This window comes from Rathayibacter sp. AY1C1, from assembly GCF_002932105.1.
Lineage (GTDB): Bacteria > Actinomycetota > Actinomycetes > Actinomycetales > Microbacteriaceae > Rathayibacter.
On sequence record NZ_PSWH01000016.1, the window covers coordinates 1 to 19,827 of the forward strand.

Here is a 19,827-nt window from a genome sequence, read left to right on the forward strand (position 1 = left end):
CCCCAGATCGAGAGCGTGCGGCCGGTCGGCTCCCTCCGCAGACCCAGGATGCCGAAGACGAGGCCCGCGGCGCTCGCCCCGGCGCCCTCGACCCCGTTCTCGCTCACCAGCCTGATCCTCGGCGTCACCTCCGTCTTCTTCGGACTGACCGTGATCGCTCCGGCCGCGGGCCTCGTCTTCGGCATCCTGGGTCTGCGGAGGGAGCCGACCGGCCGCACGCTCTCGATCTGGGGCATCGTGCTCAACTCCGTCATGCTCGGCCTCGTCCTGCTCTTCGCGATCGCCGTGCTCGTCGTGGTCGTGCTCGTGCCGCTCGCGGCCCTCGCATCGGGCAGCGACTACCGCTGATCCGCCGCTTCCCGCGTCCCGCGCCTCCTGTCCGCTCCGGCGGCGGGAGGCGCGGTCGTTCCGCGCCCGCCGAGCGGACGCTCCGCGCCCGCGTCCGCCGCCGCCCCGTACCCCGGCGATAGGCTGGCCGCGCAGTTCGCGAGCCCCCTGCACCCTCCGGGGCCGCACGACGACAGCAACGGAGCTGGACGTGCCCCTCGCACCGAGCACCCTCCCCGACCGCGACCCGGAAGGCAGAGCCCTGGACGACACCGAGACCCCCGCCACGCGCACCGAGAGCGACTCCCTCGGCTCGATGGAGATCCCCGCCGAGGCCTACTGGGGCATCCACACGGCGCGGGCCCTCGACAACTTCCCGATCTCGAAGCGCCCCATCTCGATCTACCCCGATCTCGTCCGGTCCCTCGCGACGGTCAAGCTCGCGGCCGCCCGGGCCAACACCGAGCTCGGCACCCTCGCCCCCGCCAAGGCCGAGCTGATCGAGGCCGCGTGCCGCCGCATCATCGACGGCGAGTTCCACGACCAGTTCGTGGTCGGGGTGATCCAGGGCGGCGCCGGCACCTCGACGAACATGAACGCGAACGAGGTCGTCGCCAACGTCGCACTCGAGATCGGCGGCTTCGAGCGGGGCGACTACGCGCACCTGCACCCCCTCGACGACGTCAACCGCAGCCAGTCCACCAACGACGTCTACCCGACCGCGATCAAGATCGCGATGACCTGGTCGCTGCGCCGCCTGCTCGACGAGCTGGCGCTGCTGCGCGAGTCGTTCTCCCGCAAGGCGGTCGAGTTCGGCAGCGTCCTGAAGGTCGGCCGCACGCAGCTGCAGGACGCGGTGCCGATGACGCTCGGCCAGGAGTTCCACGGCTTCGCGACGACCCTCGGCGAGGACCACGCCCGTCTCTCCGAGACCATCTGGCTGCTCGCCGAGGTCAACATCGGAGCCACCGCGATCGGCACAGGCATCACCGCCGATCCGCGCTACGGCGCGGCTGCTGTCCGCCACCTCAACGAGATCACCGATCTCGACCTCGAGATGGCGCAGGACCTCGTCGAGGCGACGAGCGACACCGGCGTCTTCATGTCGTTCTCGAGCGCGCTCAAGCGCTCCGCGATCAAGCTGTCCAAGATCTGCAACGACCTGAGACTCCTCTCCTCGGGCCCCCAGGCCGGCTTCGGCGAGATCAACCTGCCTCCGCGCCAGGCGGGATCGAGCATCATGCCCGGCAAGGTGAACCCGGTCATCCCCGAGGTGGTCAACCAGGTCGCCTACTCGGTGGCCGGGGCCGATGTCACGGTCACGATGGCGGCCGAGGCGGGTCAGCTCCAGCTCAACGCCTTCGAGCCGGTGATCGCGCACTCGCTGCTGCAGAGCATCACCTGGATGACGCAGGCCTGCAGGACGCTCCGCGAGAACTGCATCGACGGCATCACCGCGAACGTCGACCGGCTCGAGGCCATGGTCGCCTCCTCGGTCGGGGTCGTGACGGCGCTCACGCCGAGCATCGGCTACACCGCGTCCGCCGCCCTCGCGAAGGCCGCCCTCGCGACCGGCCGCAACATCGCCGACCTGGTGGTCGAGGCGGGGCTGATGTCCCGCGAGGAGGTCATGCGGCTGATCTCGCCGGCGCGGCTCTCGGGCATCGAGGCGATGACCGCGGCGCTCCCGATCATCGACCCCGCGCCGGAGGCGTGACCGCGGCCGCGAGGCGCGCCCCGGCGTAGCTGCGCCAGGGCGCCCAGCGGCGTCCGGTCTCGGTCAGCGCGCGCTCGCCGGAGGGCAGGCCGAGCGCCGCCGCGCCCCGCCGGAGCACGGGATCCCCGGTGAGCAGGACGTCGGGATCTCCGGTCGCCCGCTGTGCCACCTCGGCCGCCGTGGCCGCGTCGATCCCGGGGACCGCCAGCAGCTGCTCGGCGAGCTCCTCCCGGTCGGCGTCGAGCCGCAGGGCTCCCTCGGCGAGCAGCGTGCAGGTCCGCACCAGCACGTCGGCGGATCCGCGGAGCACGTCGGCGGCGTGCTCGGCGATCACCGCGGGGGAGGGGAAGGCGCGTGCGATCGATCCGCTCGCCACGGACTCCGGGAGCGTCGCGCCGAGCGCTGTGACCAGCCGTGCGGCCTCCCGCCGGCCGAGCAGCGCGCGCACCAGCGTCTCGGCCGGATCGACGGAGCCGGGCACGCGGACACCGGGGCGGTCGGCGACGCTCGGAGCGAGTGCGGGATCGGCCGCGAGGGCCTCGTCCACGGCCCGGGCGTCCGCGTCCAGGTCGAGAACCCGCCTCACCCGGGCGACCAGCGGCCCGACGTCGGCGACGGAGACGAGCGTCGCGCTGCAGCGGACGCTCTCCCCGTCCGCCGCCAGCCGCACCAGTGCCGCGCCCCCGGGCAGGACGAGCGAGCGCGCGTAGCCGCCGGGGGACGCCTCCTCGATGCCCGGGAGCGCGGCGCCGCCGAGCACGTCGAGCACCCCGGGATCGAACGGAGCCCGCACTGCCAGCCGGAGCTCCAGCGTGGTCGCGCCGTCGTGGACGCTCGCCTCGGAGCGCGTGCCGCGGGCCGAGGCGCGCAGGGCCGTCGGGGTCCGCTCGTACACCTCCGCCAGGGTCGCGTTGAACTGCCGGATGCTCGTGAAGCCGGCGGCGAAGGCGACGTCGGACACGGGCAGGTCGGTGCTCGTGAGCAGGAGCCGGGCGGTCTGGGCGCGCTGGGCGCGAGCGAGGGCCAGCGGAGGCGCGCCCAGCTCCTCGCGCAGGATGCGGCCGAGGTGGCGCGCGCCGTAGCCGAGCCGGGCGGCCAGCCCCTCGACCCCCTCGCGGTCGACCACTTCGTCGGCGATCAAACGCATGGCGCGCGCCGCCGTGTCGTCGCGCAGGTTCCACTCGGGGGAGCCGGGGACAGCGTCCGGCAGGCAGCGCTTGCAGGCGCGGAGCCCCGCCTCGTGCGCGGCGGCGGCCGTCGGGTAGAAGCGCACGTTCGCGCGCCGCGGCGTGATGGCGGGGCAGCTCGGACGGCAGTAGATGCCGGTGGAGTGCACGCCGGTCAGGAACCGCCCGTCGAACCGGGAGTCGCGGGAGGCGACGGCGCGGTAGCGCTCCTCGAAGAGCGGATCGGAGTCGGGCACGCCTCGAGCCTCGCACGCGGCGACGTCGAGCAGGAGCGGGAATCGGACACGGGCGTCCGCACCCCGGCCCTCCTCCACGCGCCCGGCGCGTGTCAACCGCCGACAGCGCACCCCGCCCGTGCCCTACTGTCGGCCCCATGAGCGCCTATCCGCCGCCCGCACCACCCGCCACCGCCCGCTCCTCCGTCGTGCCGACCGTGCTCGGCTCGATCGGCGTGGCGCTCCTCGGGATCCTGCTGCTGCTCGTGCTCGCCTACGTGGTCCTCGGACTCGGCGTCAGCGCCGCGGGGATCTGCGCGGTCATCGCCCTCGTCCCGCTGACCGTGGTCCTGCTGGGCGTCCGCTGGGTCGACCGGTGGGAGCCGGAGCCAGCGCTGGGCCTGTGGTTCGCGTTCCTCTGGGGCGCGGCCGGGTCCGTCGCGATCGCGCTCCTGGTCGACCTCGGCGTGCAGATCGCCGTCTACGCGTCCGGGCAGCAGCCGAGCGGATCCGACTTCGTCGGCGCCGTGATCCAGGCGCCGCTGGTCGAGGAGACGGCCAAGGGGATCGGCGTCCTCCTCGTCCTGCTGATCTGGCGCCGGACCTTCGACGGGCCCGTCGACGGCATCGTCTACGCGGCCGTCGTCGCCTCCGGGTTCGCCTTCGTCGAGAACATCCTCTACTTCGGCAGCGCGCTGGTGGAGGGCGGTCTCGGTTCGCTCGCCGTGACCTTCTTCCTCCGCGGGGTGCTCTCGCCCTTCGCGCACGTGCTCTTCACCGCCTGCACGGGCGCGGCCCTCGGCTTCGCCTCGAACCGGCCCGCCGTCGCGCGGCTGCCCATCGCCCTGCTCGGGCTGGCGCTCGCCGCGTTCCTGCACGCGCTCTGGAACGGCTCGTCGTTCCTGGTGTCCGACTGGTTCGGCTTCTACGGCGTGGTCCAGGTGCCGCTGTTCGCGGTCGCCGTGGTCGTGGTGGTGCTGCTGCGCCGGCAGGAGCGGCGCGTGACGCTCCAGCGGCTCGACGACTACGCCGTCGCCGGCTGGCTCTCGCCGGCCGAGGTGCGGATGATCGGCACCGGGGAGGGGCGCCGCACCGCCGCTCGCTGGGCCCGGAGCGCGGGAGGGGACCGGCCGCGGGCGATGCGGGACTTCCTCCGCTCGGCGACGCGGCTCGCGCACCACCGGCAGCACCTCCTGCTCGGCCGCGGCGGACGCACCGGAGCGGTCGACGAGAAGGTCCTGCTCGACGAGCTCGTCGCCCGCCGGGCGGTGCTCACCCGCTGAGCCGGGGCCGCCCCCGCTCAGCCCCGGCGCGCTAGGCGGAGGCGCTGCGCACGCGGCGCTCGCCGGCCGTCACGGGCACGCCGAGCCGGTTCTGCGCGGGCGGCAGCGGGCAGTTGTAGTGGGGCGAGAAGCCGCACGGCGGGATGTACGCCCGGTTGAAGTCCAGGAGTACCGGACCGGGGGTGCCCGCGTCGGCCGCGCCGCCGATCCGCTGCACGACGAGGAAGCGGCCGACGGGGTAGCTCGCGAGCTCCGGGTCGTCGCTGCGGTTGGTCGGATCGCCGAACGGGACGAGGAGCGTGCCGCCGTCGTCGAACGCCGCGACCGTGTACTCGCGGGCGCGCCCGTCGTCCACGAGCGAGAAGGTGATGTCGCCGGGCACGACGAGCTCGCGGGTGGCGCCGTTGTCGCGCAGGTGCTCGAACGGGACGGTGCGGTCCTCGGCGACCGGCTCGAACCACGCCTCGAGCACCCAGGCGGCGTCGAACGGGAAGGTCTCGATGGCGTCGAAGGAGCGGATGCCGTCGGAGGCCGCGTCCCAGACGCGGTAGCCGTACTCCGGCTCGCCGGTGTCGAGGTTCTCGCGGCGCATCCGCGTCAGGGTCGCCGAGGGGCCGTAGCCGGCCAGCGCCTGCTCGTCGTCGACGCTCTCGCCGGGCTCGAGCCAGCGCGTCTCGACGAGGGCGAGATCGCCCCGGGGTCCGGTGACGCGCTCGACGCGTCGGGCGAGCCACGACTCCCAGCCGGCGCGCGCCGACTCCGTGAGGTCGATCGAGGCGCGGGAGGGGGCGGTGACGCTGCTGCTCGGAGTGGCCATGGGGCGTGCAACGCGGGGCCGTCCGGTTCTCTTCCCGGTCGATGACCGGACGGAGGACGGACACCCGCGAGAAAGAGCTCGACGCCCTGCGGCAGCGGCAGGGCCGGCTGCTCGGACGGGGCGTCGAGCTCTTCGTGAGAGAGAGGATGCTCCTCCGCGGCGCCGAGCGCAAGAGGCATCCGGATCCCGCTGTCGGGACGGGCCGCTTCGGATCGCTCGGTAGACTGGACCGCCTGTTTTCCCGCGGCCCCCGGAGCGCATCCCGCGCCTCCCGGCCCGCGGCGGCGGACCCTCGGAAGGCGGACGATGACGGACGGCAGCACTATGCAGGCCACCGAGCTCTCTCGGGAGCGCGACTACGTGGCGGCGCTCTACGCCCGCCTCGACGAGCTGATCGCCCAGGCCCGCGAGGCTCTGGACACCGTTCGCATCGAGAGCGTCGGCGGCAACCACCAGAGCCGCTCCGAGCGCGACGCGTACGCGCGGCTCTACGAGGACCGCATCCGCTCGCTCACCGGCGCCGACGACCGGCTCGCCTTCGGCCGGCTGACGCTCGCGGACGCCGACGCCGAGCACCGCTACATCGGCCGGATCGGCCTGCGCGACGAGGAGCAGGACACGCTGCTGCTCGACTGGCGCGCCCCGCAGTCGGCCGCGTTCTACCAGGCCACCGCCGCCCGGCCGATGGGGACGCGCGCCCGGCGCCACCTCACCACTCGGGGCCGCGAGGTCCTCCGCTTCGAGGACGAGGTCTTCGACGAGGAGCTGCTGCGCGAGGGCACCGTGCTGCAGGGCGAGGGCGCGCTCATGGCGGCCCTCGGCGCGCAGCGCACCGGCCGGATGCACGACATCGTCGCGACCATCCAGAGCGAGCAGGACCGCATCATCCGGTCCGAGCTGCGCGGCGTGCTCGTCGTGCAGGGCGGGCCGGGCACCGGCAAGACCGCGGTCGCCCTGCACCGGGCCGCCTACCTCCTCTACTCCTACCGCGACCGCATCGCCTCCTCCGGCGTGCTCGTGGTCGGCCCCTCGCGGTCCTTCCTCCGCTACATCGAGGCGGTGCTGCCCTCGCTCGGCGAGACGGGCGTCGTCCTCTCGACGCTCGGCCAGCTCTACCCGGGCCTCGACCTCGTCGAGGAGGACGTGCCCGCGGTCGCCCGCGTGAAGGGCTCGGCGCGCATGGCGGAGCTGCTCAAGCGCGCGGTCCGCTCCCGCCAGACCGTCCCGGCCGAGACCCAGGTGCTCGACGTCAACGGCGAGAAGCTCCGTCTGGAGCCGCAGGACGTGGAGCGCGCGATCACCCGCGCGCGCGACACCCGCAAGCCGCACAACGAGGCGCGCGTCTCCTTCGTCAAGACGCTGCTCTCGCAGCTCACCCGCCAGCTCGCCGATCAGCTGCGGAGCCACGGCAGCACGGTCGACGAGGCCGACGAGGCGGTGCTGCGCGAGGACGTGCGGACCGCCCACGACGTCCGCGTCGCTCTCAACACCGCGTGGATCCCGCTGACCCCCGAGAAGCTGCTGCAGGACCTCTACGCCCGTCCGAACTGGTTCGCGACCCTCACGCCGCGCTGGACCGCCGCGCAGCGCTCCCTCCTCCGCCGAGACCGTGACGCTCCGTTCACGGTCTCCGACGTACCGCTGCTCGACGAGGCCGCGGAGCTGCTCGGCGCCTACGACGATCACGCCGACGCCTCGAAGAAGGCCGAGAAGGAGCAGCGCAAGCGCGACGTCGAGAACGCGGAGGCCGCCATCCGCAACATGGGCGTCGACGGCCTCGTCAACGCCAAGGACCTCGCGGCCGGCTTCGCCGAGCGCTCGGTGCTCGGCACCACCGCCGAGCGGGCCGCGGCCGACCGCACCTGGACCTACGGGCACGTCGTGGTCGACGAGGCGCAGGAGCTCTCGCCGATGCAGTGGCGGGTGCTGCTGCGCCGCTGCCCGATGCGCTCGTTCACGATCGTGGGCGACGTCGCGCAGGCGTCCGGCGCCTCCGCCGCCTCGAGCTGGGACGCCGCGCTCCGCGACACCTTCGGCCGCCAGGGCCGGGGAGTGGAGGCGGCGCCGTGGCGCCTGGAGGAGCTGACGGTCAACTACCGCACGCCCGCGCAGATCGTCGCCTTCGCCGAGCGGACGGCGCGCGAGAACGGGCTGGAGATCACGCCGGGGGAGGCCGTGCGCTCCACCGAGTGGCCGGTGCGGACGATCCGCGATCGCGGCGACGCGAGCCTCGCCGAGCGGGTGCTGGGGGCCGTCGTCGAGGACCGGGCGATCGAGGCGGAGGGGACACTCGCGGTCATCGCGCCCGACGACGACCTCGCCGCGATCGCCGAGCGCCTCGAGGAGCGGTTCGGCCGGGAGGTGGGCCGCGGAGCGACCGGGCTCGACCGCGCGATCGCCGTGCTGTCGACGAACGACGCCAAGGGGCTCGAGTTCGACTCCGTGATCATCGCCCGGCCTCGCCTCATCGCGCAGACCGGCGAGCGCGGCGCCGCATCGCTCTACGTCGCGATGACCCGGCCGACGCAGCGCCTCACGCTCGTGGAGTGAGTGCTCGCAGCCCGCTCCCAGACTCCGCTCCCGAGCGCCGTAGGATCGAGGCATGAGCAGCGAGAACCTGACCAAGCCCGAGGTCGACGCCCCTGAGGGCCCGGCCCCCGACACCCTCGTCGTCGAGGACATCGTCGTCGGCGACGGCGCCGAGGCGCAGCCCGGCTCGACCGTCGAGGTCCACTACCTCGGCGTCGAGTACGACACCGGCGAGGAGTTCGACTCCTCCTGGAGCCGCGACCAGTCGATCAACTTCCCCCTCAACAACCTCATCCGCGCCTGGCAGCAGGGCATCCCGGGGATGAAGGTCGGCGGCCGCCGCAAGCTGATCTGCCCGCCCGCGCTGGCGTACGGCCCGGCCGGCGGAGGGCACCCGCTCTCCGGCAAGACCCTGATCTTCGTGATCGACCTGCTCGGCACCGAGTAGCTCCGAGCACACGACGAAGGCGCAGCTCCTAACCGGGCTGCGCCTTCTTCACGCGGTCGACCAGCTCGCGCCAGGCTCCGTCGAGCTCGGTCTCGCCGAGGCGGACGTGGTGCGTCTGCACGCGGATCTCGTAGACGAAGCGGTCGGCCCGGCCGGGGGACTCGCCGTCGGCGGCGTCCCAGGGGAGCGAGCCGAGCAGGTCGCGCCACGCGCCCTCGTCGGGCTGCTGCTCGACGTCGACCCGCCACACCCGGCGGAGGCCGGCGAATCCGCCGCTGCGCGACACGATGACGTCCATGCGCGCGATGCTACCCGCCTCCGCCCTCGATCGGACCGGCTCAGGCGGACAGCGTCACGCCGACCGTCGTCCAGCCGGTGCGCACGGCGGCCTCGACCTCGGAGCCGGATCCGTAGCGCTCGGCGGCGGCCCGCACGGTGAGCGCCGCGAACGCCTCGAAGTCGGCCGTCGCGGTGAGGACGCCCCCGGTCAGCACGTCGTACCAGACCTGCCCAGCGCGCTCCCACGCCTTCCCGCCGAGGGTCGTCGCCGCCACGGCGAACGCGCGGTTGGGGATCCCCGAGTTGATGTGCACTCCGCCGTTGTCGTCGTCGGTCTCGACGTAGTCGGCCATCGAGCCCGGCTGCGGGTCGGAGCCGAGGACGTCGTCGTCGTAGGCGGTGCCGGGGGCGATCATCGACCGCAGGGCCGTGCCCTGCACCTCGTCGGTGAAGAGCCCCTCGCCGATCAGCCAGCTCGCCTCGTCGGCGCTCTCGCCTGCGCCGTACTGCTCCAGCAGGGCTCCGAACACGTCCGAGACCGACTCGTTGAGCGCTCCGGACTGGCCGCGGTAGACGAGGTTCGCCGTGTACTCGGTGATGCCGTGGGCGAGCTCGTGGCCGATCACGCTCTGCGAGACGGTGAAGCGGCGGAACACCTGGCCGTCCCCGTCGCCGAAGACCATCCGCGAGCCGTCCCAGAAGGCGTTGTCGTAGTCGTCGCCGAAGTGCACGGTCGCGTCGAGCGGGAGCCAGGCGTCGTCGATCGAGTCGCGGCCGTACGCACCCTGCAGGAAGGCCGACATCGCGCCGAGGCCGTCGTACGCCTCGTCGACGGCCGCGTCCCCCGTGGCCGCCTCGCCCTCGCGGCGGACGACCGTGCCGGGCAGGGTCTCCTCGGTCCGCGCGTCCGCGATGGTGCGCTGGAGGGACTGCACGCGGGTGCGCGGCGAGGACGTCGCGGTGGCGGTCGGCGCCCCGCGGTCGGGCGCGGGCTCTCCGGGCCGGACGCGCCGGAACGGCACGTCCTGCTCGAGCGAGCGGCTCGCGGCCCGCGCGGCCCGGGCGAAGGCCGGATCGTCGAGGCGGGCGATGCGGACGAGGAGGTACGGCGGCACGACGGTTCGTCTCATGCCCCGATCCTGGCACCGACGTCCGACACGGTCCCGGGCTCGCCCGGCGGGCCCGCATGCGGTAGCGCCGAGCGGTAGCGTGAGCGCGACGAGCGGTTTCCAGCGATCCGGGGCCAGGCCCCGAGGACGACGAGGGCGGACATGGGCATCATCACGCGGGGCTTCTTCGGCAAGAGGGAGGCGGACCCGGACCTCCCGCCGGGCCAGCACCTCGAGAACGGCTTCCCCGTCCTCTCGATCGGGCCCACCCCGAACATCCACGAGTGGGCCTTCTCCATCGACGGCGGGCCCGCGGGCGTCCGCCGCTGGAACCGGGAGGAGTTCGACGCGCTTCCGCACGAGGACGTGCACACCGACATCCACTGCGTGACCCGGTGGTCGAAGCTCGGCACCAGCTGGCGCGGCGTCTCGGTCGACACGCTGCTGGAGGGCCTGGAGACGGATGCCGGCTTCGTCATGGCGCAGAGCTTCGGCGGCTACACGACGAACCTCCCGCTCGCCGAGATCCGCGGCGGGAGGGCCTGGGTCGTCACCGAGTTCGAGGGGAAGCCCCTCGCGGCCGAGCACGGCGGCCCCGCCCGGCTCCTGGTGCCGCACCTCTACTTCTGGAAGAGCGCGAAGTGGGTCCGGACGCTCCGCCTGATGCCCGGCGACGAGCCAGGCTTCTGGGAGCAGAACGGCTACCACATGCACGGGGACCCCTGGAAAGAGGAGCGCTACTGGTGATGTGGACGGAGGCGGTGGCCGAGTCGGTCGCGCCGCTCACGCCCACGTCGCGCCTCCTGGTGCTCCGCGTGCCCGGGTGGCCGGGCCACCTGGCGGGGCAGCACCTCGACGTGCGCCTCACCGCGCCCGACGGCTACCAGGCGAGCCGCTCCTACTCGATCGGCGCCCCGGCCGACGGGGAGCGGGTCGAGCTCGCGGTCGAGCGGCTGGACGACGGGGAGGTCTCCCCGTACCTGGTCGACGGCCTCGAAGCGGGCGACCGGCTCGAGATCCGCGGTCCGATCGGCGGCTGGTTCGTCTGGCGTCCGGAGCAGGCGGAGCCGGTGCAGCTGATCGCGGGCGGGAGCGGCGTGGTGCCGCTGATGGCGATGGCGCGCGAGCACGCCCGGTCCGGGAGCGCGGCGCGGATGCAGCTGCTCTACTCGGTCCGCTCGCCCGTCTTCGCCTACTACCGCGAGGAGCTGGCGGCGCTCGCCGAGCGGCCGGCCGCGACGGGCGGAGTCGCGGTGGACCACGTCTTCACCCGGGTGGCGCCGGCGGGAGCGGCGCGTCCGGCCGGCCGCGTCACTCCGGAGCTGCTCGCCGAGGCGGCTCTGCCGGCCCCGCTCGAGCCGACCGTCTACGTGTGCGGCCCGACCTCGTTCGTCGAGGCCGTCGCCACCGCCCTGGTCGAGCAGGGCCACGCGCCCGAGCGCGTCCGCACCGAGCGCTTCGGCGGCGCCTGACGCCTGTCCCCGCGAGGCGCCGCGCCCCGGCGGCGCCTCGGGGGGAGGGATCACTCGAAGGAGACGGTGCGGTTCTCGCCGATGTCGGGCTGTCCGCCGGTGACGGCGGCCTTGAGGACCTTGAACAGCACGACCGGACGGGGCTCGTCGGTCGCCCACAGCTCGACGGTCTCGGCCTCGACGCGGATCAGCGCGACGGTCGGGTCGTCCTTGCCGTCGGGGAACCAGCCGGCGACGGCCGGGGACCACAGCTCGTCCACCTTCGCCGGGTCGTGCACGACAGTCGCCGAGCCGGCCACCGACAGGTAGCCCTTCTTCGACTCGAACGCGACGTTGACGCTCGGGTTCGCGCGGATGTCGTCGACCTTGGGCGACGGGTCCTGCGTGAAGAACCACAGTTCGCCGTCGAAGTCGATGTCCTGGGCCTTGAGCGGACGGCTGACGAGCTGCCCGGTGGCGTTGACGGTGGTGAGGAGCCCGATCCCGGCGCTCTTCACCATCTCGGTGATCTGCTCGCGGTCGTCGGAGTCGGCGGGAGTGATGTCGGTGTTGGTCATGGTGCCGACGCTACGCGGACCGTGCGCCGCCGCAAGGGGTGGCGACGCCTCACCGCGCGTGTCTAGCGTCGAGGCATGGACACCGAATCGACGTACACCGCCATCCTCGACAGCGGAGCAGAGCAGGAGAGCATCCGCCTCGAGATGATCGACGGCTCCCCGCAGCGCTCCTTCACCCGCCTGGCCGACATCGACGGCGAGGAGGTCGAGGTGGTCTGGGAGCTGGAGCCCGACGACGACGGCTTCCACGTCTACCGCCCGGTGCGGGTCGAGGGCCGCGACGACGACAGCGGACTGGTCTCGGACGACCGGCTGACCGACGGCGGCGGTGCCGACGCGGCCTCCGGCGACTGATCCCCGGCGCGCCCGTCCGCCGGCCTGAGCCGAGCGGGCGGGCGCGCTGTCCCATCCGGCTCGAGGGAGACGCCCCTCCGCTCAGGCCGTCGGGTGCAGGGCGTCGTACCCACGGAAGCCCGGTCGGAGTCGCAGCACCGCGGCGAGGATCGCGATGATCGCGAGCCCGCCCGCGAGCGGCGGCAGCCAGAGCAGCGCGAGCGAGGCGAGCAGTCCCGTGTAGAGGTCGCCGACCCGCGGGCCGCCCGTCACCACGACGATGAACACGCCCTGGAGCCGACCCCGCATGTTGTCGGGGACCGCGGTCTGCAGCATCGTCTGCCGGAAGATCGAGCTGACGTTGTCGGAGGCGCCCGCGCCGGCCAGGGCGACCGCCGCCAGCGCGATGAGCACCGCGTTCGGCGCCGACGCGTCGTGCTGCACGAGTGCGGCACCGAGCAGGACCGCGCCGAACGCGACCACGAACGCTCCGTACACCTGGATCGAGCGGCCGATCGCGAGGCCCTGCCGTCGGACCCCGGTCAGCCGGCCGGAGAAGACGCCGCTGATCAGCGCCCCGATCGCGAACGCGGCCGTGAGCGCGCCCACCGTCACCGCGCCTCCGCCGAGCAGCACGGCGGCGGCCGCCGGGAAGACCACGCGCGGCTGTCCGAAGGTCATGGCCACGATGTCGACCAGGAAGGACATCCGGATGTTCGGGGCACCCTTCAGGAAGCCCAGGCCGTAGCGGAGGGACTCCAGCCCCGGCCGCTGCCGCTCGCCCTCGGGCACGAGCGCCGGCAGCCCCGCGATGCCGAGGAACGCGGCGAGGAACAGCACGACGTCGATCGTGTACGTGATCGCGAAGCCGGAGGAGGCGACCAGCACGCCGGCGAGGGCGGGCCCCACGGTCACCTCGACTCCGCTCGCGATGCCGCCCAGCGCGGCGGCGGCGGGGACCAGCTCGGTGCGGAGCAGCCGCGGAGCCAGCGTCATCCGGGTGGTCACGATCACCGTCGTCGCCACCGCGTTCACGGCGGTGAGCACGTAGAGGGAGAGCGGGGTCTCGGCGCCGAGCCAGGCGAGGGCCGCGATCCCCGCGGTCGAGCCCCAGGCCACGACCGCGGCGAGCAGGAGCACCAGGCGGCGGTCGAACGCGTCGGCGAGCATCCCGCCGTAGAGGCCGGCGATCACGGTCGGGACCAGCGCCACCACGCCGACCAGCGCGACCGCGAGGGTCGATCCGGTGAGCTCGTAGATGTGCAGGCCGACCGCGACGATCGTCATCTGGCCGCCGATGCCCGAGATCACGTTGCCGGCCCAGAGCCGGGCGAAGGCCGGGGACTCGCGGAGGGGGGAGACGTCGAGGACGTGGCTGCGCCGGGGGGCGCGGGGGGTCTGGCTCACTCGCTCCATTCTGCTGACTCCGCCGCCCCGGCGGGCCGCGTCGCGCCGATCCGGGGGCTCAGGGGTCATCCCCTAGGGTGAGAGGCATGAGCACGTCATCCGACGGCGCGCCCGGGCGTCAGGGTCCTCCTGCCCCGCGAGCAGCCGGAGCCGCCCCCTCGCGACGCTCGATCCGCACCGCCGCCGAGGCGGGCGCGCGTCGCGCGGCGGCCGCCACGGGCGGTCGGCGCAGCTCCACGGGCGGCGTCCGCGCCGGAGCCGCTCGGACCGGTGCCACGGCCTCGGGAGCTCGCGGTTTCCTCCGCCGCTACGGAGCCGGGATCGTCTCGGTCCTCCTGGCCGTCCTCGCCGTCCCGCTGTCGTTCTTCGTCTGGTACGCCCTGATCTCGCTCGGCGCCTACCCGGGCGACCAGGCCGTCAGCGACCTGCTGGTCGGCGTGCTCTACACCGCGCTCGTGCACGCGGTCCTGCTCGCCGGGATCCTGCTCGCCGTCTCCACCCTCCGCGCCCGGCGTCGCGAGAAGCGCCCGCCGATCGCCGGCTGGATCGGCGTGGTCCTCAACGTCCTCGTGCTCGTCTACTGGCAGCTGCTGGTCTCGCCGTGGCTCGTCGTACTCTGGAACCGGGCCACCGGCTCCTGATACAGCCCTCCCTCTGGTAGAGTCGTCCGGTTGCCGTTCGACGGCCGCGGATCAAGAGAGCCCACGCATCAGGCGCCGGGCACCGCGCAACGAGAGAGAGGGGATCCCATATATGGCACTCGAAGCAGATGTCAAGAAGGCGATCATCGAAGAGTACGCGACCCACCCCGGTGACACCGGATCCCCCGAGGTGCAGGTGGCCGTCCTGACCAAGCGGATCAAGGACCTCACCGAGCACCTCAAGGAGCACAAGCACGACCACCACTCGCGTCGTGGTCTGCTGCTGCTCGTGGGTCAGCGTCGTCGACTCCTCGGCTACCTGTCGGATGTGGACATCAACCGCTACCGCTCGCTGATCGAGCGTCTCGGTCTGCGCCGCTAGCTCCTCCCGGAGCAGGGCGCGGTCTCGATGACACCGCGAACTTCTTGCCGAACGGGCCGTCCTCCTCGCGGAGGGCGGCCCGTTCGCGTTCCCGGGCGGACGAGGCGCGCGGCGCCGGTCAGGGCAGGGGAGCGGGGCGGTCGACCCCGCCCCACGAGTAGCCGCTCGAGGCCGAGAACCAGTCGGCCGCGGCCCGCTGGAGCGCCGTGTCCTCCTCGGGGCGGCCGGGAGCCTCCACGGCGTCGACGAGCCCGGGCAGGGCGATCCGCCAGGCCGCCGCGCTGCGCTGGGCGCGGCCCCAGTCGCGCGCGCACACCGGGTCCTCGGCCGCCGCGGCGAGAGCCCGCGGCGAGGTCACCCGCCAGCCGGTGTCCGACTCCGCGACCACGACCGCGCAGGTGAGCGCGGCGCCGCGGATGATGCTGTCGGGACCGGCGGAGGGGCCGATCGCCTGATCCTGAGCCGCGACCACCGCGGTGAGCGCGAGCTGCAGCCGGGTCGAGGGCTCGTCGGGCCGCGGTCGGATCCTCCCGTCGCCGGCCGAGACCGAGGCCGCCGATCCGGGTGCGAGGAGCAGCCCGGAGGAGGACTGCGACGCGTGCAGGCTCAGCAGACCCGTCACTCCGTCCGTCCCGCTCGTCACGCCCCGCACCGAGGAGTCGCCGAGACTCCAGACGACGGGGGTGCGGTTGTGGATCGTGAGGCGCCGGTGGTCCTCGTCGAGGCAGGCCACGAGGTGGCCGGCCGGCACGCCCGCTCCGCCTTCGAAGGCGGACGAGGCGGCCAGCAGCTCCCGCGCGTCGTCGCACTGGGCGGGGGCGTCGGAGGCGGCGGCGGACTGGTCGGCGACCGGCGCCCGGGGGGCGAGGGAGCCCTGCACGCCCGCGACCGCCGCCGTGGTGAGCGCCGCGGCGGCGAGGAGGAGGACCACGCCGCGCCTGCCCATCCTCCGCACCTCCTGGTCGGAGGCTAGCCCGGCGCGGGCGCTCGGGCCAGCGCTGCGAGGGGCTCGCGAAGCGTCCGGCAGAAATTCTTTCGAAGAATCTCAGACCGGGTGCATCCGAGGAGGCGCCTCGGCCGGAAGTAGTGGTGAAGGCCCTTCTCGACCACCCCCCGACCCCACGCGGGTCCCATCGTGAAAGAGGAACACCGTGACCACCTCCCGCTTCTCCCGCAGCCTGCTCGCCGGTGCCTGCATCGGAACCCTGGCCGTCGTCGGCATCGCCGCCACGCCCGCCGCCGCCGCCGACGCCGACTCGGCCGACCTCTCGGTCCTGCACGCCGTCCCCGACACCCCGGTCGACGTCTACGTCGACGGCAAGCTGACGCTCGACGACTTCACCCCCGGCTCGCTCGCCGGCCCGCTCGACCTCCCCACCGGCACCTACAAGGTCGCCATCACGGCCTCCACCGCCGCGGACGCCAGCGCCCCCGTGATCGGCCCGATCGACATCAGCCTCGAGGCGGGGAAGAGCTACACCGTCGCGGCGCACCTCAAGCCGGACAACACCCCCACCGCGACCCTCTTCACCAATGACATCTCGAAGACCGCCGCGGGCGAGGGCCGGCTCACGGTCCGCCACATCGCCGCCGCTCCGGCCGTGGACATCCTCGCCGGAGGGTCGCCCGTCCTGACGAACGTGACGAACCCGAACGAGGGCGTGCTGAACCTCGCCCCGGCCACTATCTCGACCGTGGTCGCCGCGACCGGGACCACCGCGCCGGTCATCGGCCCGGCCGACGTGCAGGTCCAGGAGGGCGTGAACACGATCGTCTACGCCTGGGGCAGCCTGGAGAAGGGCAACCTCGCTCTCGCGACGCAGACCATCGATGGACTGCACTCCTCGCCGTCGGGCGTCCCCGCCGGTGAGGCCGGCCTCGCGGCGGACAACCGCCCCGACGCCGCCGCGGGCTGGTGGGGCGGAGCACTGCTCGCCGCCCTCGCCGCTGCCGGCGCTGTGCTGATCGGCCGCCGCACCGCCGCCTCGCGTCGCTGACCCGAGGATCCGACCGCCGGGTCGGCCGTGCTGGAGCGCGGCCGTCCCGGCACCCCCGACCACGACCCAGGAGGACGCCATGAGCCGGAGCCCCTTCCCTCTGCGCGTCCTCGCCGTGGTCGGGCTGATCGTGGCCGGTGCCGGTCTCGCCGGATGCGCGGCGCAGGAGTCCCGGGTGGAGCCCGCTCCCGCCGCCGTCTCCTCGGCGCCCCAGCAGCCGGTGCCGGCCACGGTCCCCTCCTCGCCCGCGGCGACCCTGCCGGAAGCGGTGCCGTCCGTCCCGGTGGCGGATGCTCGGCTCGGCGCGACCCCCGCCCCCACCGCGCTCGCTCCCGAGCGGCTCGTCGTCGACGGGCTCCCCGTCGACATGGCCGTCGAGCCGGTCGGAGTCGCGGACGACGGCACGATGGAGCTCGTGCCCGACACGCAGGTCGCCGGCTGGTACCGCTTCGGCGCCGGCCTAGACGAGCCGGAGGGCACGGTCGTGATCGCCGCGCACGTCGACTCCCTCGCCTACGGTCTCGGGCCGTTCGTCGAGCTGAAGGAGGCGGTCCCGGGCCAGACCGTGACCCTCACCGGCGCGGACGGCGCGGAGCGCGCGTACACCGTCTCGACGGTGGAGACCACGGAGAAGACCACGGTCGACCTCTCGGCCGTGTTCGCCGCCGACGGACCGCCGCGGCTGGTCCTGATCACCTGCGGCGGCGACTTCGACTACGACACCCGCCACTACCTCAGCAACGTAGTGGTCACGGCCGTCCCGGCCGGCTGATCCGCCCGCCCGAGCCTCAGCGACGTACGATGAGCCTCGCAGCGCCGCACGCCCCCGGGCGGCAGCGCTCCCCGCAGCCCTGGAGGGACCCCCTGATCGAGACCATCGAGCCCGCCGACGGCGCCGAGGCCGACAGCGCTCTCGTGGCCCAACTCGGCCGCCGCTTCGCCGCAGGGGAGGAGGCGGCGCTCGCCGAGGCGTACTCGCGCTGGTCGCCGCTGGTCTTCACGCTGGCGCTGCGCTCGCTGGGCGACCGCGGCGACGCGGAGGACGTGGTGCAGCGCGTGTTCGTCTCGGCCTGGACCTCGCGCTCGGGCTTCGATCCCGGACGGGCGGCTCTCGGAGCCTGGCTGGTGGGGATCTCCCGGAGGAGGATCGCGGACGCGCACGAGGCGCGGGCGCGCGAGCGGAGGCTCACCGAGGCCCTCGTCGCCGTCACGCCGGTCGAGGAGGGGGAGGCCCCCGTCGACCTCGAGGCGCGGATCCTGATCGCCGACGAGCTGGCCCGCCTGGATCCCGTCCCCCGGCGGGTGATCGGCCTCGCCTTCTACGAGGACCTCACCCACACCGAGATCGCCGAGCGCACCGGCCTGCCGCTCGGTACCGTCAAGAGCCACATCCGCCGCAGCCTCGACCGGCTCCGCTCCCGCCTGGAGGTGAGCAGCACATGACCCACCTCGATCCCGACGAGCTCGCCCTGCTCGCCCTCGGCGAGCACTCGAGCGACGCCGAGCAGGCCCACCTGCGCGACTGCCCCGACTGCGCCCGGCAGCTGGTCGAGCTCGGCCACGCCGCGGGCCTGGGCCGTGCGAGCCGTGCTGTCGAGCTGGAGGCGCCGCCCGCGATCGTCTGGGACCGCATCCGCGAGGAGCTCGCCCTCGGCGACCTCGGGCCCGGCGCCCTGCCGTCGTCGGCCGCTGCCGTGCCGCCTCCGCTCGCCCTTCCCCCGGGACGGCACCGCCCCGCCCGCCGCCGCCGGCCCCGCGCTCTGAGCGCCGTGCTGGCCGCTCTCGGCGCGCTCGTCATCGGGGTCGCGGGCGGAGCCTGGTGGCAGGCCTCGCGGAGCGACGACACCGCCGCCGTCGTGGCGCGCGCTGATCTCGCCGCTCTCCCCGACTGGCAGGGAGCGAGCGGAACCGCCGAGCTGGAGGACGCCGACGGCACCCGCCGCCTGCACGTGCACCTCGATGCGCAGAGCGCGGACGACTCGTACCGGGAGGTCTGGCTCCTCGCCGCCGACGCCTCCGGGCTGGTCGGGCTCGGCGTGCTCGACGGGACCGACGGCGTCTTCGCCGTGCCCGACGACGTCGACCTCGCCGAGTACCCGCTCGTGGACGTCTCCCAGGAGCCGTTCGACGACGACCCGGAGCACTCCGGCGACTCGATCGTCCGCGGCCCCCTGCGCGAGGGCTGAGGCCTAGGCCGACCGCTCCGCCAGCACGGCCGTGAGCGCCTGCACCGCGGCGGAGGGGCGCGGCGCCGTGCAGACCGAGAGCTCCCAGACCAGCCCCGGCCAGTCGAGCGCGAGGGCCGTGACGCCCTCCAGCGGCTCGACGCCCGCGCGCGGCACGATCGCCGGCCCCAGCCCCGCCTGCACGAAGCGGGGGATCCCCGGCAGATCGGCGACCTCGGTGGCCACCCGGCGCGACGCCCCGGCTTCGCGGAAGGCGAGGTCGACGGCGACCCTGTTGCCGAAGCCGGCGGGCGTGTCCACGAAGGTGAGCCCGTCGAGGTCCTGCGGGGAGGGCGGTCCCGCCGCGGCGAGCGGATGCGCGCTCTCCACCAGCAGGACGTAGTCGCTGCGCACCAGCCGCGTCACCGCCAGGCCCCGCAGCTGCGTCGCCGGCAGTGCCAGCAGAGCGGCGTCGAGCAGGCCGCGGCGCAGGTCCTCGGCGAGACCGGTGGAGCCGGTGGTCGAGGTGCGCAGGAGCAGGTCCACCAGCGGGTGTCGAGTGCGGAAGACGCCGAGCGCGCCGGGCAGGTCGACGAGGTCGAGGGCGGAGAAGGTGCCCACCCGCACCCGCCCGCGGAGCCCCGCCGCGTCGTCGGCCGCGAGCGAGCGCATCCGGTCGAGGCTGTCGATCGCCGATCGGGCCGAGGGCAGGAGCGCCTCGCCGACCGCGGTGAGCGCCACCCGCCGGGTCGAGCGGGCGAACAGCGGCGAGCCGAGCTCCTGCTCGAGCGAGCGGATGCTCGCCGAGAGGGTCGACTGCACGACGAACAGGCGCGCGGCCGCCCGGGTGAAGCTGAGCTCCTCGGCGACGGCGACGAAGGCGGCGAGCTGGCGGTCGTCCATCCGCCCATTATCCAGCAGGGACGATCAATCCAACCGAGATCCTCCGTTGGACACGGATG

The 19,827-nt window shown here is 74.0% G+C and carries 22 protein-coding genes; 14 read left to right on the top strand and 8 right to left on the bottom strand.

What is annotated here, in order from left to right; genetic code table 11:
- Positions 1–348: DUF4190 domain-containing protein (locus C5C71_RS09245; protein ID WP_104337579.1), on the top strand; the 348-nt coding region annotated here is incomplete at its 5' end.
- A 241-nt stretch (positions 349–589) separates the two neighbouring features.
- Positions 590–2,044 (top strand): aspartate ammonia-lyase, encoded by a 1,455-nt coding sequence (locus C5C71_RS09250; RefSeq protein ID WP_258064082.1) that lies wholly within the window; start codon positions 590–592, stop codon positions 2,042–2,044.
- Here C5C71_RS09250 and C5C71_RS09255 read toward each other — a convergent pair.
- Positions 2,019–3,467: an Ada metal-binding domain-containing protein gene (locus C5C71_RS09255; RefSeq protein WP_181065684.1), complete on the bottom strand. Its 1,449-nt coding sequence runs from the start codon at positions 3,465–3,467 to the stop codon at positions 2,019–2,021. The genes C5C71_RS09250 and C5C71_RS09255 overlap by 26 nt on opposite strands.
- Positions 3,468–3,604: 137 nt before the next feature.
- On the opposite strand from C5C71_RS09255, the gene C5C71_RS09260 reads away from it, so the two are divergent.
- Entirely contained in the window at positions 3,605–4,729 is a 1,125-nt protein-coding gene (locus tag C5C71_RS09260) for a PrsW family intramembrane metalloprotease (RefSeq protein ID WP_104337581.1), read from the top strand.
- Positions 4,730–4,760: 31 nt separating this feature from the next.
- On the opposite strand, the gene C5C71_RS09265 is transcribed toward C5C71_RS09260, so the two are convergent.
- Positions 4,761–5,546: a DUF1684 domain-containing protein gene (locus C5C71_RS09265; RefSeq protein WP_104233244.1), complete on the bottom strand. Its 786-nt coding sequence runs from the start codon at positions 5,544–5,546 to the stop codon at positions 4,761–4,763.
- A gap of 306 nt (positions 5,547–5,852) precedes the next feature.
- Here C5C71_RS09265 and C5C71_RS09270 point away from each other — a divergent pair, with 306 nt between their 5' ends.
- Both C5C71_RS09270 and C5C71_RS09275 read left to right on the top strand, forming a co-directional pair.
- Complete coding sequence (locus tag C5C71_RS09270; protein ID WP_258068698.1) at positions 5,853–8,096, top strand: UvrD-helicase domain-containing protein; 2,244 nt, start codon at positions 5,853–5,855, stop codon at positions 8,094–8,096.
- Between the two features lie 52 nt (positions 8,097–8,148).
- A complete protein-coding gene (locus C5C71_RS09275; protein WP_104224823.1) occupies positions 8,149–8,523 on the top strand; it encodes an FKBP-type peptidyl-prolyl cis-trans isomerase in 375 nt (124 codons plus the stop codon).
- A gap of 28 nt (positions 8,524–8,551) precedes the next feature.
- On the opposite strand, the gene C5C71_RS09280 is transcribed toward C5C71_RS09275, so the two are convergent.
- Together C5C71_RS09280 and C5C71_RS09285 are read right to left on the bottom strand one after the other, a co-directional pair.
- A complete protein-coding gene (locus C5C71_RS09280) occupies positions 8,552–8,821 on the bottom strand; it encodes a protealysin inhibitor emfourin (RefSeq protein WP_104337583.1) in 270 nt (89 codons plus the stop codon).
- 40 nt (positions 8,822–8,861) lie between these two features.
- Positions 8,862–9,932 (bottom strand): M4 family metallopeptidase, encoded by a 1,071-nt coding sequence (locus tag C5C71_RS09285; RefSeq protein ID WP_104337584.1) that lies wholly within the window; start codon positions 9,930–9,932, stop codon positions 8,862–8,864.
- 141 nt (positions 9,933–10,073) lie between these two features.
- Here C5C71_RS09285 and C5C71_RS09290 point away from each other — a divergent pair, with 141 nt between their 5' ends.
- Positions 10,074–10,658, top strand: coding sequence for a molybdopterin-dependent oxidoreductase (locus C5C71_RS09290; RefSeq protein ID WP_104224820.1), 585 nt, complete (start codon positions 10,074–10,076; stop codon positions 10,656–10,658).
- Positions 10,658–11,383, top strand: a complete 726-nt coding sequence (locus C5C71_RS09295; protein WP_104283799.1) for a ferredoxin reductase — start codon at positions 10,658–10,660, stop codon at positions 11,381–11,383. Before C5C71_RS09290 ends, C5C71_RS09295 begins: the two co-directional genes overlap by 1 nt.
- A 50-nt stretch (positions 11,384–11,433) precedes the next feature.
- Here the strand turns inward: C5C71_RS09295 and C5C71_RS09300 are convergent, their stop codons facing one another.
- Positions 11,434–11,940, bottom strand: coding sequence for a pyridoxamine 5'-phosphate oxidase family protein (locus C5C71_RS09300; protein WP_104337585.1), 507 nt, complete (start codon positions 11,938–11,940; stop codon positions 11,434–11,436).
- A gap of 75 nt (positions 11,941–12,015) precedes the next feature.
- Here C5C71_RS09300 and C5C71_RS09305 point away from each other — a divergent pair, with 75 nt between their 5' ends.
- Complete coding sequence (locus C5C71_RS09305; RefSeq protein ID WP_104224817.1) at positions 12,016–12,294, top strand: hypothetical protein; 279 nt, start codon at positions 12,016–12,018, stop codon at positions 12,292–12,294.
- Between the two features lie 81 nt (positions 12,295–12,375).
- Here C5C71_RS09305 and C5C71_RS09310 read toward each other — a convergent pair whose 3' ends face one another.
- The gene (locus C5C71_RS09310; protein WP_258062855.1) at positions 12,376–13,680 is read right to left on the bottom strand and encodes an MFS transporter; all 1,305 of its coding nucleotides are present in this window, start codon (positions 13,678–13,680) and stop codon (positions 12,376–12,378) included.
- 86 nt (positions 13,681–13,766) lie between these two features.
- On the opposite strand from C5C71_RS09310, the gene C5C71_RS09315 reads away from it, so the two are divergent.
- Positions 13,767–14,321, top strand: a complete 555-nt coding sequence (locus C5C71_RS09315) for a hypothetical protein (RefSeq protein ID WP_104224815.1) — start codon at positions 13,767–13,769, stop codon at positions 14,319–14,321.
- Positions 14,322–14,433: 112 nt separating this feature from the next.
- Positions 14,434–14,703 carry a 30S ribosomal protein S15 gene (gene rpsO, locus C5C71_RS09320; protein ID WP_068252328.1) on the top strand — a complete coding sequence of 90 codons (270 nt, stop codon included), beginning with the start codon at positions 14,434–14,436 and terminating at the stop codon, positions 14,701–14,703.
- 118 nt (positions 14,704–14,821) lie between these two features.
- On the opposite strand, the gene C5C71_RS09325 is transcribed toward rpsO, so the two are convergent.
- Entirely contained in the window at positions 14,822–15,649 is an 828-nt protein-coding gene (locus tag C5C71_RS09325; RefSeq protein WP_104260616.1) for a hypothetical protein, read from the bottom strand.
- A gap of 205 nt (positions 15,650–15,854) precedes the next feature.
- Between C5C71_RS09325 and C5C71_RS09330 the strand changes: the two genes are divergently transcribed.
- The 4 genes from C5C71_RS09330 to C5C71_RS09345 all read left to right on the top strand — a co-directional run bounded on the left by C5C71_RS09330 (position 15,855) and on the right by C5C71_RS09345 (position 18,886).
- The gene (locus C5C71_RS09330; RefSeq protein ID WP_104224813.1) at positions 15,855–16,700 is read left to right on the top strand and encodes a DUF4397 domain-containing protein; all 846 of its coding nucleotides are present in this window, start codon (positions 15,855–15,857) and stop codon (positions 16,698–16,700) included.
- Positions 16,701–16,779: 79 nt separating this feature from the next.
- Complete coding sequence (locus tag C5C71_RS09335; RefSeq protein WP_104337586.1) at positions 16,780–17,472, top strand: class F sortase; 693 nt, start codon at positions 16,780–16,782, stop codon at positions 17,470–17,472.
- Positions 17,473–17,501: 29 nt separating this feature from the next.
- Entirely contained in the window at positions 17,502–18,143 is a 642-nt protein-coding gene (locus C5C71_RS09340; RefSeq protein ID WP_104337587.1) for an RNA polymerase sigma factor, read from the top strand.
- Positions 18,140–18,886: an anti-sigma factor gene (locus tag C5C71_RS09345; RefSeq protein WP_104239041.1), complete on the top strand. Its 747-nt coding sequence runs from the start codon at positions 18,140–18,142 to the stop codon at positions 18,884–18,886. Before C5C71_RS09340 ends, C5C71_RS09345 begins: the two co-directional genes overlap by 4 nt.
- 3 nt (positions 18,887–18,889) lie before the next feature.
- Here the strand turns inward: C5C71_RS09345 and C5C71_RS09350 are convergent, their stop codons facing one another.
- Positions 18,890–19,768 carry a LysR family transcriptional regulator gene (locus C5C71_RS09350; RefSeq protein WP_104233255.1) on the bottom strand — a complete coding sequence of 293 codons (879 nt, stop codon included), beginning with the start codon at positions 19,766–19,768 and terminating at the stop codon, positions 18,890–18,892.
- Positions 19,769–19,827: the final 59 nt, after the last annotated feature.